Source organism: Hymenobacter busanensis, assembly GCF_008727865.1.
Classification (GTDB): domain Bacteria; phylum Bacteroidota; class Bacteroidia; order Cytophagales; family Hymenobacteraceae; genus Solirubrum; species Solirubrum busanense.
On the sequence record NZ_VTWU01000003.1, the window covers coordinates 133,788 to 148,629 of the forward strand.

Annotated in this window: 11 protein-coding genes and 1 tRNA gene; 5 read left to right on the forward strand and 7 right to left on the reverse strand. The window is 63.0% G+C overall.

The annotated features are described in order from the left end of the window. Positions 1-253: 253 nt before the first annotated feature. Together rplU and rpmA are read left to right on the forward strand one after the other, a co-directional pair. Positions 254-562 carry a 50S ribosomal protein L21 gene (rplU, locus tag F0P96_RS08510; protein WP_151078439.1) on the forward strand — a complete coding sequence of 103 codons (309 nt, stop codon included), beginning with the start codon at positions 254-256 and terminating at the stop codon, positions 560-562. A 112-nt stretch (positions 563-674) separates the two neighbouring features. Continuing rightward, complete coding sequence (gene rpmA / locus F0P96_RS08515) at positions 675-953, forward strand: 50S ribosomal protein L27 (RefSeq protein WP_151078440.1); 279 nt, start codon at positions 675-677, stop codon at positions 951-953. 94 nt (positions 954-1,047) lie between these two features. Here the strand turns inward: rpmA and F0P96_RS08520 are convergent, their stop codons facing one another. From F0P96_RS08520 to hemW, 4 genes are all read right to left on the reverse strand, one after another. Beyond that, entirely contained in the window at positions 1,048-1,839 is a 792-nt protein-coding gene (locus F0P96_RS08520; protein ID WP_151078441.1) for a cyclase family protein, read from the reverse strand. Positions 1,840-1,972: 133 nt separating this feature from the next. Continuing rightward, positions 1,973-2,662: an alpha/beta fold hydrolase gene (locus F0P96_RS08525; RefSeq protein WP_151078442.1), complete on the reverse strand. Its 690-nt coding sequence runs from the start codon at positions 2,660-2,662 to the stop codon at positions 1,973-1,975. A 6-nt stretch (positions 2,663-2,668) separates the two neighbouring features. Further along, positions 2,669-3,127, reverse strand: coding sequence for a hypothetical protein (locus F0P96_RS08530; RefSeq protein WP_151078443.1), 459 nt, complete (start codon positions 3,125-3,127; stop codon positions 2,669-2,671). A 176-nt stretch (positions 3,128-3,303) separates the two neighbouring features. Further along, on the reverse strand, positions 3,304-4,476 hold the full coding sequence (hemW, locus tag F0P96_RS08535; protein WP_151078444.1) for a radical SAM family heme chaperone HemW: 1,173 nt from the start codon (positions 4,474-4,476) through the stop codon (positions 3,304-3,306). Between the two features lie 144 nt (positions 4,477-4,620). Here hemW and F0P96_RS08540 point away from each other — a divergent pair, with 144 nt between their 5' ends. Then, entirely contained in the window at positions 4,621-6,492 is a 1,872-nt protein-coding gene (locus tag F0P96_RS08540; RefSeq protein WP_151078445.1) for a BamA/TamA family outer membrane protein, read from the forward strand. A 91-nt stretch (positions 6,493-6,583) separates the two neighbouring features. On the opposite strand, the gene F0P96_RS08545 is transcribed toward F0P96_RS08540, so the two are convergent. Continuing rightward, on the reverse strand, positions 6,584-7,684 hold the full coding sequence (locus F0P96_RS08545) for an alpha/beta hydrolase (protein ID WP_235917435.1): 1,101 nt from the start codon (positions 7,682-7,684) through the stop codon (positions 6,584-6,586). 246 nt (positions 7,685-7,930) lie between these two features. Here F0P96_RS08545 and F0P96_RS08550 point away from each other — a divergent pair. Then, positions 7,931-8,003: transfer RNA gene (locus F0P96_RS08550), tRNA-Met, on the forward strand. A 202-nt stretch (positions 8,004-8,205) separates the two neighbouring features. Here the strand turns inward: F0P96_RS08550 and F0P96_RS08555 are convergent. Next, on the reverse strand, positions 8,206-10,260 hold the full coding sequence (locus F0P96_RS08555; RefSeq protein WP_151078447.1) for an ATP-binding protein: 2,055 nt from the start codon (positions 10,258-10,260) through the stop codon (positions 8,206-8,208). Between the two features lie 359 nt (positions 10,261-10,619). Here F0P96_RS08555 and F0P96_RS08560 point away from each other — a divergent pair, with 359 nt between their 5' ends. Further along, positions 10,620-12,860, forward strand: coding sequence for a bifunctional alpha,alpha-trehalose-phosphate synthase (UDP-forming)/trehalose-phosphatase (locus F0P96_RS08560; protein ID WP_151078448.1), 2,241 nt, complete (start codon positions 10,620-10,622; stop codon positions 12,858-12,860). A 142-nt stretch (positions 12,861-13,002) separates the two neighbouring features. On the opposite strand, the gene F0P96_RS08565 is transcribed toward F0P96_RS08560, so the two are convergent. Continuing rightward, the gene (locus tag F0P96_RS08565) at positions 13,003-14,787 is read right to left on the reverse strand and encodes a glycoside hydrolase family 15 protein (RefSeq protein ID WP_151078449.1); all 1,785 of its coding nucleotides are present in this window, start codon (positions 14,785-14,787) and stop codon (positions 13,003-13,005) included. Positions 14,788-14,842: the final 55 nt, after the last annotated feature.

Consider the following 14,842-nt stretch of genomic DNA (forward strand, 5'->3'; position numbering starts at 1 on the left):
GGGCCTTTTTCCCATTAAAAGCCAATACATCGGCTAAAAAGCCCATTTTGGGACAAAGTTGTCCACATTTCGTGTGTGGAAAATGAAAGTTGTCCACAAAAATGCTATGCGTGTATGCGTGTTGCGCGTTCCTGCCTGTAAGCCCAAGAGGCATTTTCGGGGCGAGTGTGTGACGATTAGCGCGTTAGGTTTGGTAGTTTAAAAACGAAGGCGTACTTTTGCCTTCCATTTTCAGAAACCCCGCGGAGAACCGATGTACGCAATCGTAGACATAGCCGGCAAGCAGACGAAAGTCGAAGCCAACAAATTTGTGTACGCCCACAAGCTGGCCGGCAACGTCGGCGACTCAGTAGAGTTGGGCAATGTACTGCTGACCGATAACAACGGCAGCCTGAACGTAGGCGCCCCGTTTTTGGCAGGCGTAAAAGTAACGGGCACCATCCTGGCCCACGTACGTGGCGACAAGACGATTGTCTTCAAGAAGAAGCGTCGTAAGGGCTACAAGAAGCTCAACACGCACCGCCAGGACTACACCAAAGTAATGATCAACAGCATCGGCTAATAAACAGCTATTGGCTGATGGCTATTGGCTGTTGGCTGCTGTTTCAGTACCGAGCTTTTTCCAGAACCCTAGCTACTAGCCAACCGCTAACAGCTAACAGCTCCCTAAAAAAATGGCTCACAAGAAAGGCGTAGGCTCTTCCAACAACGGCCGCGAGTCGCATTCCAAGCGCTTGGGCGTGAAAATTTACGGTGGTCAGTCGGTTATTTCCGGCAACATCATCGTGCGTCAGCGTGGCACCAAGCACCACCCCGGCCAGAACGTCGGCATCGGCAAAGACCACACCCTGTTCGCCCTCGTGGACGGCACGGTGCAGTTCCGCAAGGGCCGCATGGACCGCTCGTTCGTAGTGGTTGTTCCGGCTACGGAAGCGGTAGAAGCTGCTGCATAAGTAGCCGCTCCTTACCAGACTTAAGAAAGCCCGCTTCGGCGGGCTTTTTTGCGTTCGGAAAGATGGTGTCGCTGCCGGAGCAGACGAGCGTTACTCAATGCCCGGCCCAGGTGTCATCGGCGGCGGGCTCCAGGGCGTAAAGCACCGGGCGGCTGGGGCTGGCATCGAGCTCCAGCATGGTGACTTGCAGGTTGAGCAGGTAGAGGCCGTCGGCAATAGAATCGGGCACGAAGATGAGCTCGGTAATGGTAGCGTGGGGGCGCAACGGCGCCGGGTACTGCCAAAACGCGTGGTGCGCGGCCAGCACGCCGTTGTCCAACTCTCGGTCGACGCTGGGCAGGTCGAGCAGCAGGTGCTCGATGCCTTGGGCCACGAGGTAGTCGGCCAACTCGGCGGTAATGTAAGGCGGGTTGGTGCCGGAATATTGCCGGGTGCGCTTGGCGGTTTCGTTGGGCAGTGTGCGCAGCACCAGGGCTTCGGGCGGCGCGGCGGCAGCTTCAATGAACGGCTGCACGTCGGCCAGTTCCACTACGTAGTCGCCGTTGGGGCGCGGGCGCGGGGCTACCGAAATCAGCTGGGCCACGAACAGAAAGCGCGTGAGGCAGCGCGGCAGTGTGGCGGCAGGGTCGGGGCTGATGTGGCCGTAGCACTCGGTGTGGGTGCCGTTGCCGTGGGGCGTGAGGTGCACGCGCTTGTAGTTGGTGCTGCCGCCCTCGGCCACCGAGCCCACAAAGTCGCCCACCCGGATGACGTCGATTTCCACCGGCTCGGCCCAGAAGCAGTTGACCTGATCGGGGCCGGGCGCGAGGGGCAGGGCAATATCCAGCGGTGCGGCCGGGTTGAAACGGTAGGTCTGGCCGTGGTAGGTGAGGGTGGTAGTGAGCATGGGTTGGCAGATTAGCGCCACAAGAAAGCGAATGAATGTGCTTGTTGATGAACAAGCAGCTCGGTCTGCCCCGTCCCCTTACCGGGTAACACCGCCTCGGCTTACAGCGCCGAAATGTTGTGGTAGGGCGCAGTTACGGCACCATCGGGGCTTCCGTAGCGAAGTCGGAAGCCAAGGCGTTGAGGATGCGGCTGACTTCGGCGGCGTGGCTGTAGACCATGAAATGCGTGCCGCCTTCGATGAGGTATTCCACCTTGCGCGGACCGGGCGGGAATATCCGGTCGTGGGTGCCCAGGATTTGCACGGCCGAGCCCACGTCGCGGCTGTCCCAGCGGAACAAACTACGGATGGCCCAGCGGGTGTAGCGCGGCTCCTGTTCGTTGAGAATCTGCTTAAACAGCGCGTACTCCTCGCCGTTGTTGACGCCAAAGTACCACTGGCCGATTCGCGGGAACCAGCGCAGCACCTGCGGCGGTACCCAGTTTTGCACGCCGGTGGCCCGAATCAACCTCAGCAGGGGCGGCAGGGCTCCAGCTTCGGGAATACTCGATACCAAAGCCACCAGCGCCAGCGGCCGCAAGCGCGCTATTTCCAGCGCCACGGTGCCCCCAAACGATACGCCCACCAGCCAGCACCGCTCGTCGAGGGGAATGGGCTCGGCCATGCGCGCGGCGTAGGCAGGCAGGGACTCGTCGGGGTCGGCGGGCTGGAGCCAGTGCAGCACGTGCACGGTGCCACGCAGGGTGAGGCGGGTGAAAATCCGCTCGTCGGCACCGAGGCCGGGAATGAGGTAGAAAACGGGTTGTGGGGAGGCGTCGGGCATTGCCGGTCAGGCGTCGAGGCGGCGGTAGATGCCTTCGAGGTAAAACACGTTGTCGGCGGCGGCACGCTCGGCGCTGTCGTCGCCGTCTTCTTCGCTATCGTCCTCGTCGGCTTCAAACTCGTCTTCGTCGGCGGGGTAGGTGAAAGAGAGCTTCAGGGCGAGGCCGGGCAGCTCTACGGGCACGCGGTCTTCGCTTGTGTATTCAATCAGGCACGGGCGCGGGGCGTGGGCCAGGGCATCGGCTACTTCTTCCTGCAGTTCGCCCGCGCGCGGGCCGGCCTGGCGCAGTATCACGTCGAGACTGGCGAAGGGCAAGCCCAGGTGAAAGAAGTAGAGCTGCTGATCGAATATGGTGGTGGCCCACACCGTCACGTCGTCGGAATTGTCGAACACGATGGCGCGGATGGTGATTTCCTCCACGAAAAAATCGGCTCCGTATTCGACGGCGTCAATCAGGCGTTGCATGCGGGAAGGGGTACGCGGTGAGGGGAGTTACGGGAGGAATGTACGCGGTTGCGGGCAAGGAGTAAACCTTTGCGGGCAACAGCGGCTCCATAACCGACAATAATTTCGGGTTAACCTCCTGTTTTGCTGGGTGTCACGAACGAGCTGCCGCCGATATTTATCCATGGAGGAATGCGCTACGAGGCACTGCCGGCGCTCGGAACCGAGGCCGGTGCTTCCAGAAACAGCTCCAGCGTAATCTGGTCGGCCAGGAGCTTGCCGCGGTCCGTCAGGCGCAGCACGTCGCCCGTGAGCGTGGCCCAGCCATCGTGCTGCAGCTGCGCGAGGTAGGCCGGGTGCCGGGCCGCCAGGTCGATGCCGAGGTGCTGGCGCAAGTAGGCCAGGTTACAGCCGGCGGAGGTGCGCAGGCTGGTCATCAGGTACTCGTTGGCACGGTCGGTGGGCGAGAGGGCCTCGTGGGTGGCGGGCAGCTCGTGGCGCTCCAGCACGGCCTGCACGTACTGGGTGTTGCTGGCCACGGTGTACTGCCGGCTCTGTCCGTCGGAGGAATGGGCGCTGGGGCCAAGGCCGAGGTAGGGAACCCCCTGCCAGTAGCTAGAGTTGTGGCGCGAGTGGTGGCCGGGCCGGGCGAAGTTGCTGATTTCGTATTGCTCGTACCCGTGCGCGGCGCTGGTTTCAAGCAGCATCTCAAACTGGCGGGCCACAAACTCGTCGGGCGCGGCGCGGAACAAGCCCTTGCGCTCCTGGCGGCCAAACACCGTTTGGGGCTCTACCGTGAGAGCGTAGCACGACAGGTGCGGCGCCTGCAGGGCCACGGCCTCACGCAAGTCGTGCTGCCAGATGCCATGGTCGCCGTCGGCCGTCGGCACGCCGTAAATCAGGTCGATGCTGATGTTGGCGAAGCCCGCGTCCTGGGCCGTGAGCACCGAGCGGCGCGACTCGTCGGCTGAGTGGGCACGGTTCATCAGGCGCAAATGCGGCTCGTGGAAGCTCTGCAGGCCGATGCTCAGGCGGTTGACGGGCGAGGCTGCCAGCTCGTGCAGCTTCGCGCGAGTGAGGTCGTCGGGGTTGGCTTCGAGGGTGATTTCGGCGCCGGCTGCCACCGGGAAGTAGCGGTAAATGGCTTCGAAGAGTGTTGTCAGCTCGGCCGCCGTGAGCAACGACGGCGTACCGCCGCCGAAGTAAATCGTGCTCAGCTCGGCACCGCCGAGGTAGTCGCGGCGCAGGGACATTTCGCGCACCAAGGCCTCCACCACCTGCCCCTTGCGCCCCAGCGCGGTGCTGAAGTGGAAGTCGCAGTAGTGGCAGGCTTGCTTGCAGAAGGGAATATGAAGGTAAAGGCCGGCCACGCGGAGGGGATGTCGTAAGATTGCGCAACAGCAGCGCGGCCGACGGAGTTCGGCCGGGGCGGTTTTGGGCTTCTAGCCCGCAAATCCAGCCTCCAGTTCATTGCTTGAAATGAAAACCGCGGCCGCTGCGTTACGAGCCTGTAAATGTACACCCGCGTTCTGCTCTTCTGGGGGTTGCTGGTGAGCCTGCTGAGCGGGCTGACGCGGGCGCATGCCCAAACCACGTCGCCGGTAGCCACGCCCAACCTGCCCCCCACGCAGGCGCCGCCCGTGCCGCCGCGCCCCGCCCGGCCCGATTCGGTGCGCGCCACGCAGCGCCGCCTGCCGCCGGCCGCGCCCAAGCACCTGCGTTTCGAAACCGAAGCCGCCGACCAGGCGCTGCTGCGCCGCTACCGCCCGCGCCTCGTGGCCGCCGACACACTGGCGGCCCTGCGCACGGTGCGCGAGCTGGTGCTGGCCTTGCAGACCGATGCCTATCTCACGGCCTCGGCCGACGAGCTGCGCTGGCGCGGCGACACGCTGGTGGCGCGGCTCTACGTGGGCGAGGCGTTTCGGTGGGCGCGGCTGCAGCGCGGCAACGTGGGCGACGATTTGCTGGGCCGCACCGGCTTTCGGGAGCGGGTGTACCGCAGCCAGCCCTTCGGCCCCGCCGATCTGGCCCGGCTGCAGTCGCGCATTCTGGAAGAAGCCGAAAACGCGGGTTACCCCTTCGCGCAGGTGCGGCTCGATTCGGTGCAGCTGACCACCAACGAAGTAGCCGCCACCCTCGCCGTCGACCGCGGTCCGGTGGTGGTGTTTGATTCGCTGCAGATTGTGGGCAAGACCAAGATTCGGCCCCGCTTTCTGATTCGCTACCTCCAGATCGAGCCCAACCAGCCCTATAGTCAGCAACGCGTGGATGCCGCCGCCCGGCTGCTGCGCCAGCTGCCCTATTTGCAGCTGCGCGCCGAGCCCGAGGTGCGCTTCGCCCGCGGCAAGGCCCGCGTGTACCTCGCCCTCGACGACCGCAACGCCAACCAATTCGACGCCATTGTGGGCGTGCTGCCGAACAACAACACCGCGCCCGGCCAGAAGAAGGTGCAGATTACCGGCGACGTGACGCTGAACCTGCGCAACCTCGGCGGCACCGGCAAGCAGCTGGGTCTGCAGTGGCGCAAGGTGGAGGCCGCCTCGCAGGTGCTTGATGCGGGCTACCAGCACCCCAACTTTTTCGGCTCGCCGCTGGACCTGGGTGCCACCTTCAACTTGTTCAAGCAGAGCGACGATTTTCTGACGCTGCGCCCGCGCCTGCAGGTGGGCTACGCGGCTTCGCGGGCGGGTCGGCTGAGCGTGTTTGTGGAGCAGCGCAACTCCCGCCTGCTCGATACCACGCTCTACAAGCTCACCGTGCTGCCCGACAACGTCGACTCGCGCTACACCGGCTACGGCCTCGACTACGCCCTTACCCTCCTCGACGACCCGTATTTCCCGCGCCGCGGCTGGCTGCTCACCGGACAAGGCGCGGTGGGGACCAAGGTCATCAGCAAGAACACCGACATCAAGCCCGAGCTGTACGATGGCCTACCGCTGCGTTCCACCCAAATCAGCCTGAGCGGGCGCGTGGAACGCTACATGCGCCTGGGCAAGCAAAGCGTGCTGCTGGCTCGCGTGCGCGGCGAGGCCTTGTTCAACCAACGCCTGTTCCTCAACGACTTATTTCGCCTCGGCGGTCTGGCCACGCTGCGCGGTTTCAACGAGCTGGATTTCTACGCCGCCCAATACGGCGTGAGCACCGTGGAACTGCGCCAGTTCACCGGCCCCGAAGCCTATTTTTTCCTTTTCGCCGACCAGGCCTACCTGCGCCGGGGCCTGCCCGACCAGCCCGGCGAAGACGCGCCCACCGGCCTGGGTGCGGGGCTGAGCTTCCGCACCGGCGCGGGCGTGTTTCAGTTCGTGTATTCGGTGGGCCGCACCAACAGCCAGCCGTTTGCCTTCGGCGCTTCCAAAATTCACTTTGGCATTACCAGCCGGTTTTGAGCAGCCGTAACACAACCGGTCCCGCTGGGCGAACCAACGGGACCGGTTAAGGTAGGAGCCGACCAAACGCGGCTTTCTGACCCGAAAGCAGCTATTTCAATGCGTTTTTCAGGTCGCTGGCCGCCAGGGCCTGGGCCTGCTTGGCCTCGGGCACCACGGCCGCCATGCCGAAGAACTCGTGGGTGACGCCGTCGTAGTTTTTGTAATTGACGCGCACACCAGCCGCCTTCAGTTTATCGGCCAGCATCTGCCCCTCGCTCATCAGCGGGTCGATTTCGGCCGTGATGATGGTGGTGGGCGGCATGCCTTTCAGGTTGGCATGCACCAGGTCAATCATTGGGTTTTTGCCGTCGGCGGCGCTGCGCAGGTACTTGTCGAAGAACCAGCCCATGAGGGCTTTGTTGAGGGGCTTGGCTTCGGCATTTTTCTGGTACGACGGCGTGTTCAGGTCGTAGCCGGCAATGGGGTAGACCAGCACTTGGTACTTCGGCAGCGCCACCTGCTTGTCGCGCGCCATCAGGCTCACGCTGGCGGCCAGGTTGCCCCCGGCGCTTTCGCCCACCACGGCTACGCGCTGCGGGTCGCCTTTGATAGAGGCGGCATTTTTCAGCGCCCATTGGTAGGCGGCAAACGAGTCGTTGTGGGCCGTTGGGAACTTGTTTTCGGGCGCTTGGCGGTAGGCCACCGACACAAATACGGCACCGGTTTGCTCGACCAAGCCGCGCACCGAGGCATCATACGTATCGAGGTTGGCAATTACCCAGCCGCCGCCGTGGTAATACACCACCACCGGCAGCGGGCCGGTGGCGCCGCGCGGGGTGTAAATGCGAGCCTTCACGCCCGGCGCCACCGTTTTGCTCATGGTATCTACCTTGGACGGCGGCACGGCAATCTGCTGCTCGATGAGTACATTTTTTACCGCGTCGGCCGGGCTCGGTGCCCGGCGGGCTTCGGCCACGGGGAGCGTGTGCAGCGGCGGGGTTTTAAAGCTTTCCAGCTTCTCGATTACGGCTTGCATTTCGGGCTTGAGGCTCGGCGCCCAGGCCGGTTTGGGGCCTGCGGGCTTGGCAGTGCCCGTGGCCGCGTTGGAATCAACTGCCGGGGCCGTCGTGGTGCTGTCGGCCGCGGTGGTGGTGTGCTCGCCCGAGGAGCTGGAGTTGCAGGCCGCAACCGCGCCCAGCAACGGGAGCAAGGCTGCAAGAGGGTAAAGGCGATGACGCATACAAGAAAATTGGTTGTGGAAAAGTGACCTGTATACGCCTGAACACCCCAGTACGGGCATGCCAATAGTCGTATGTTTTTGCTTTACGTGAAATGAGGCGTTGCCGAAACAAAATTTTCCGGCTGACAGTCAGCGGTAAAGCTCGTCCTCCGGCCCTTTTGCAACCCTCCGGCTGGAATGTCCGAAAAAGCCTCTTACATTTGCAGAACCAAACAGTGCGGGGTGGAGCAGTTGGTAGCTCGTTGGGCTCATAACCCAAAGGTCACAGGTTCGAGTCCTGTCCCCGCTACCTGAAACGACCCGGTTGCCGATACGGCAGCCGGGTCGTTGTGTTTTTTGCCTGTGTGTGCCGAGGTAGGCTCACGCGGCTATGCTACCGCTTGCGGTGTAGGGCGCACCCGAGGCCAGGACTGCTGAGAAGCTCAATCGGCTTTGTTTAATTGTGTCAGACGCCGTAACGCTTTGGGAATGTGCGAGCTGGCCTTGAACAACTATTGTACAGGTAGTGAAATAATAAACTCGGTGAACTCGCCTTCCTGCGTTTCGACAGTGAGTGTGCCGCCGTGGCCTTTGGTAATGAGCTCGTGGCTGAGGGTGAGGCCCAGGCCGGGACCTTCTTCGGGCGGCTTGGTGGAAAAGAACTGGTCGAAAACGTTGGGCAGAGCGGCCGCCGGAATGCCCAGGCCGTTGTCGCGCACCCGAATTTCCACCCGGCCATCGAGGGCGCGGGTCGTCACGGTTACTTGTGGTACGTAGTCGTCTTCGTCTAATGCCAGCCGCTGTTGCACCGCGTAGAACGCATTGGTGAACAAGTTGATCAGGGCCCGCCCGATATCGTGGCGCACCACGGAGAGCGTGCCTACCTCGGGAGAAAGGTGCGGGAAAAGGGCCGCGTGAAAATTACGGTTCTTGGCCCGCGCGTCGTGGTATGTAAGGCGGAGGTAGTCTTCCACGAAAGCATTCAGCTCGGTGGGTTGGCGGGGCCCCGGCGCGCTGCTGGAATACTCCAGCATACCGCGCACCACCGAGTCGGCGCGCTGGCTGAACTGCACAATCTTCGACTGGTTTTGGCTGAGGTTGTCCAGCATTTCGGCCAGGTATTCCCGGTCGTCAAGCTCCAGCGGCAGCTTGGCCAGCTCCTTGCGCAGCTCGTCGACCAGGCTCACGCTGATGCCGGCGAAGTTTTTCACGCTGTTCACTGGGTGCTGAATTTCATAGGCCACGCCGGCCATCAGCTCGCCTAAAGAAGCCATTTTCTCGCGTAGCACCAACTGGCTCTGCGCCACCTTCAGTTCGTGCAGCATGCGGGCCAACTTGTCGCGTTGGGTCGTTATTTCCTGCTTCTGCTGGGTCACTTCGTTGTGCAGGGTGCGCAGGCGGGCGTTGGTGCGGTGCTGCAGGCGGTTGGTGCGCCAGAGCAGCCCGGCTACCAGCAAGGCCGCCGCCAAGCCGGCCAGCAAGGCGTAGGTGCGGGTGCGCTCGGCCAGCTGCAACTGCTCGTCTTCCAGCTGGCGCAGGCGCTGCTGCTCGGCAAACCCAATGGCGTCGAGCTGCTTGATGCGCTGCGGGTTGTAAAGGCTGTCTTCGGCAGTGTGCAGAATCTGCAGGTACTTCAGGGTGCTGTCGTTCAGGCCGCGGGCGCGGAAGGCATCGGCCAACAAGTTGCTGGTGCGCACGACTCCCATGACGAACGGCAACGACTGGCCCACCTGCAAGGCTTTGCGGGCGTAGTACACGCTCGAATCGGACTGCTGCCGCTGGTGGTAGAGCTCCGACATGTACTGGTAGGCCCGGCAGGCGCTGCGGCGGTCGTTTTCGGGCCCGGCGGCCCGCACGCTCCGCCGGTAATACAGCAAGGCTTCGGCCGGGCGGCCTTGCGAGGCCTCCAGCAAACCCAACTCGCGCAGTACGTAGGGTGTGGGGTTGCCCCAGCAACTCCAGCCGTGGTTGCGGGCGAGGTCGGTGAGGTGGTAGGCGCGGTTCAGAAACACGGCCGCCGAGTCGAACTGGCTGCGGCCTTCGTAGCTGGCGCCGATGTTGGTGAGCACGCTCACCAGTTGCGAGGGGTCGGCAATGCGGGCTTGCGCGTATAGGCGCTGGGCACGAAAGAAGTACGACAGCGCGGGCCGGTAGTCTTCCAGCGCGTAGTACAGCAGCCCAATTTGGTTGAGCGTGCGGGCCATGCCCTCCAGGTCGTGGCTTTCCTCGTTGAGTTGCAGGGCCTGCAAGTCGGTGCGCAGGGCTTGCGGCAGGTTGCCCCGCTCACTCATCAGGATGCCCAAGCGCGATATGCACCGGCCTTCGCCCTTGCGGTAGCCAAGGCGCCGGGCCAGCGCGAGGCCCTGCTGCGCGTACGCCTGCACCGAATCGAAGCGGGAGTAACGGTATGAGGCGCTTAGGTCGGCCAGCAGCAGCACCCGGCTGGTGTCGGACTTGGCAGCGGCCAGGGCGCGATGCAAGCTTGGGGTCTGGGGACTTTGCGCCGCCACGCGCGCGGCTACAGCAATCAGCAACAGCGCCAGCAGAACGAAACCCCGGTGAATCATGGCCGAAAGGTAGTAACAACGGCGACTGCGGCGTGCTGCCGTAGCAGGGGCTTCGCCGGACACACATTCCGGAAGCCAATGCGCGGGGCAAAGCGCCAGGGAAGGAGCAACATACTGCTCGATTCCAAAAAGCAAAAAGCTCCGACCCAAGGAACCGGAGCTTTCACCATTACTCTATGGGATGAGGCGGGACGAATCGACGCCTGCATCCGAAACAAATATAGCGGCCTGGACCAAGCTCGTCTATCACATAATGATGTGATAAGCGGCAAGCCGACGCTTGCTGAAATCGGGGCTGATTTCGGCGGAAACGGCCTTGGCTGCGTAAGAAAAGCATAAACCAACGCACCGCGCGTAGCATGGCACGAACCATTATTGTCTCCAACCGCCTGCCCACCAAAGTGCGCCGCACCGACGACGGCCTAGCCTTTGCGCCCAGCGAGGGGGGGCTGGCCACCGGCCTGGGCTCGGTGTACCAGCAGGGCGACAACCTGTGGGTGGGCTGGCCGGGCACGTTTCTGGACGACGAAGCCGAGCAGGCCCACGTCACGCAACAGCTGGCCCACGACCACATGTATCCGGTCTTCCTCACCGAAGACGAAATCCGCGACTTCTACGAGGGCTTCAGCAACGAAACACTCTGGCCTACCTTTCACTATTTCCCCCAGTACGCCCGCTACGAACCGCACCTGTGGGCGGCGTACCAGGCCGTCAACCGCAAATTCTGCGACGCCGTGCTGGCCGTAGCCGGCCCCGACGACACCATATGGGTGCACGACTACCAGCTTTTGCTCCTGCCGCAACTGCTGCGCGAGGCGCTGCCCACCAGCACTGTAGGCTTTTTCCTGCACATTCCGTTCCCGTCGTACGAGCTGATGCGGGTGCTGCCCTGGAACCGGGAGCTGTTAAAGGGCATGCTGGGCGCCGACCTCATCGGGTTTCATACCTACAGCTACATGCGCCACTTCCTGAGCGCGGTGAGCCGGGTGCTGGGCTACTCCAACCAGAACGGACTGGTGGAAGCCGGCCAGCGCACGGTGCTCGTCGACTCGGTGCCCATGGGCATCGACTACGACAAATACGCCAGCGCCGCCGCGTCCGACGAAGCCCGGCGCATCGAGCAGGAATACCGGCAGGCCATTGGCGAGCAGGTGCAGGTGGTGCTCAGCATTGACCGCCTCGACTACACCAAGGGCATTGCCGAGCGGCTGCGGGCGTTTGAGTTGCTGCTTCAGCAAAACCCCACCCTGCACGAACAAGTAGCGCTGCTGATGCTGGTGGTGCCCTCGCGCGACCAAGTGGAGCAGTATAAGCAGCTCAAGGAGGAAATCGACGAGCTGGTGGGCCGCATCAACGCTGCGTACCGCACCATCACCTGGACGCCCATTCAGTACTTCTACCGCTCCTTTCCGCCCGAAGAGCTGGCTGCGCTCTACCGCCTCGCCGACGTAGCCTTGGTAACGCCCATGCGCGACGGCATGAACCTGGTAGCCAAAGAATTCATTGCCAGCAAAGGCGAAGGCCGGGGCGTGCTCATTCTGAGCGAGCGGGCCGGCGCGGCCCGCGAACTGGCCGATGCCCTCATCATCAACCCCACCGACACGGCCGAGGTAGCCGCCACGCTGCACCGTGCCCTGGCAATGCCTCCCGATGAGCAGCAGCAGTACCTGGCCAGCATGCAGGCCATAGTGCGCCGCTACGACGTGCACAACTGGGTGGAAGTGTTCATGAACCGCCTGGCCTACATCAAAATCAAGCAGCAGGTGCTGGCCACCGATACCTTGGGTCCCTGGGAGGTGCAGCAGCTCCAGGCCGACTACCACGCCGCCCAGCGCCGCCTGCTATTGCTCGACTACGACGGCACCCTCGTCGGCTTCAATCCCAACCCGCAGCGCGTGCAGCCCGATGCCGAGCTACGCCAACTGCTTACCGACCTCACGACTGATGCCCGCAACCGCGTGGTCATCATTAGCGGCCGCGACCGGCACACGCTCTGGCAGTGGCTGGGCGACCTGCCGCTCGATTTTATTACCGAGCACGGGGTGTGGCTGAAGCGCCACGAAGAAGACTGGAACCTCATTCAGCCCCTGCGCAACGACTGGAAGCGCGAAATCCGGCCCATTCTGGAACTGCACGTGTCGCGCACCGCCGGCTCGTTCGTCGAAGAAAAGGAGTACTCCCTGGTGTGGCACTACCGCAAAACCGACGACGAACTGGGCGAAATGCGGGCCCGCGAGCTGGTAACGCACCTGAGCTTTGTAGCCAGCAACACCGGCCTGCAAGTGCTGGAAGGCAACAAGGTCATCGAAATCAAGAACGCCGGCATCGACAAAGGCCTGGCCGCCGCCCGCTGGGTGCAGGAGTTCGACCCCGGCTTCATCCTCGCCTTCGGCGACGACCGCACCGACGAAGATACCTTCCGCGTGCTACCCAAAACCGCCTACACCGTGAAAGTGGGTCACGGCGTACGTTCCTTGGCGCGCTTCCACATCGAGTCCAGTTCCGACGTGCGGCAAGTGCTGGCCTCGTTGGCTGCCCCGGGCACCCCACACGAAACCGATGGACCCGCGCCGCAGAAACAGCCACAAGCTGCCGGGTAGCTGGGCTGCTACCGGAACCTCAGGCAGAGCGCAAGCGAAGCATCTCGTTTTAATAATAGGATAACAGGTTACTCTCGGCCATCAGCAAGCGAGATGCTTCGCTTACGCTCTGCCTGACGAGCCAAACCGGCTTGGCCAAGCCCTACAGGAAATTCGGCCGGTCGAGCTTCTTGGCAATGCGGTAGGCGGCATTCACCAACCCCACGTGGCTGTACGCCTGCGGGAAGTTACCCCACTGCGAGCCGGTGCGGGCGTCCACGTCTTCGCTCAGCAGCCCCAGGTGGTTGGTGTAGCGCAGCAGTTTCTCAAACTCGCGGGTGGCATCGTCGAGGCGGCCCACGCAGGCCAGGGCCTCAATGTACCAGAAAGAGCAGATGAGGAAGGTGGTTTCGGGCGTGCCAAAGTCGTCGGCGTGGCGGTAGCGGTAAAACAGGCCCTCCGGCGTTTTCAGCTCCTGCTCCAGCGCCGCCAAATGCGTGCGGGCCCGCTCCGAGTCGGGTGGCAGGTAGCCCATCAAAATCAGCTGCAGGCCGCTGGCATCGAGGTGAGTAGAGCCGATGGCATTGGTGTACACGCCGCGGGAAGGCAGGTAGCAGGCCTCAATCTTCTCCTGCGCCTGCTGCATGAGGTCGGCGGCTTCGGCGGCCATATCAGCCAGGCCGAAATGCTGCGCCACCTTGTGCGCCGCGTGCGCCCCGGCCCAATGGAAGAGGTAGGTGTAGCAGTGGTACTGGGCCAAGTTGCGGAACTCCCAGAGGCCGGCGTCGGGCTGGTTCATGGTGCGCCCGATAAACGACAGCGCCTCGCGCATGAGCTTCTCGGAGTGTGCCCGCTCCTTGGTCACAAAGCGGCGGTCGACGTAGAGCGGCAGCAGCGCCACCAGCACCTGCCCGTACACGTCGTTCTGGATGTGCGTGTAGGCGTCGTTGCCGATGCGCACCGGCTGGTTGCCGCGGTAGCCGGCCAGGTCCAGCTCTTGCTCAATCAGCTCCGAGGCCCCGCTGATGGAATACAACGGCTGGTACTTGTCACCAACTTTGGTGGAAATGTTGGCAATGAAATGGAAGTACTGCTCCATTTCCTCGAAGTGCCCGATGTTGTTGAACGCGTTCAGGATGTAGAACGTGTCGCGCATCCAGCAGTAGCGGTAGTCCCAGTTGCGCCCCGAGCCGGGCGCCTCGGGCAAGGAAGTGGTGGTGGCCGCAATGATGGCGCCGGTGTCTTCGTACTGGTGCAGCTTCAGGGCCAGCGCCGAGCGAATCACCTCGGTTTGGTAAAAGTTGCTGATGCTGGTGCTCTTCACCCAGGTGCGCCAGTACTGCACCGTGCGCTGCAAAAACTGCTCGCAGGAGGTTTCTAGGGCGGCTTCCAGCGGTGCGCCGTAGGTCAGTACCAGGTACTTGGTTTCGGTGAGGGCAAAGTCCTCTTCGTCGAGAATGTAGCTCAGCGGCACGTTCGTCGTCAGCCGAATTTCTTCCGCAAGGCCCAGAAACGCAATGTGGTTGGACGAGCGGCGCGGCGTGAGTGGGGTCTGGCCGTAGTTGCCGGTGGGCCGGCACACGGCCCGCACCCGCGGCGTGCCCGCCAGCGGCTCCAGCTTCCGAATAATCATCAGCGGCTTGTAGTACCGCTCGTACTGCGGAAAGCGCGGTGCAAAGTCCGTCACGCGGTAGCGGCCGCCCACGCTGTCTACCTCGGTGCAGAGCACGTTAGTGTTGTCGAGGTAGTATTGGTGGGTGCTGAACTCTCCGTCGGCGGGTTGCAGGCTGAAGGCGCCGCCTTTGTCGCGGTCGAGCAGGCCGCCGAAGACGAAACCACTGTCGAAACGCGGCCAGCACAGCCACTGCAAAGAGGTATCCTGATGGATGAGGGCGAGGTAGGCGCAGTTGCCCACTAGGCCCATATCGTAGGTGTGTCGGGTGCTCATAGGCCGGGCTGAGGCGGCCGACTGGGGCCGCAGGGTAAGCTACCGTGTACCCCAA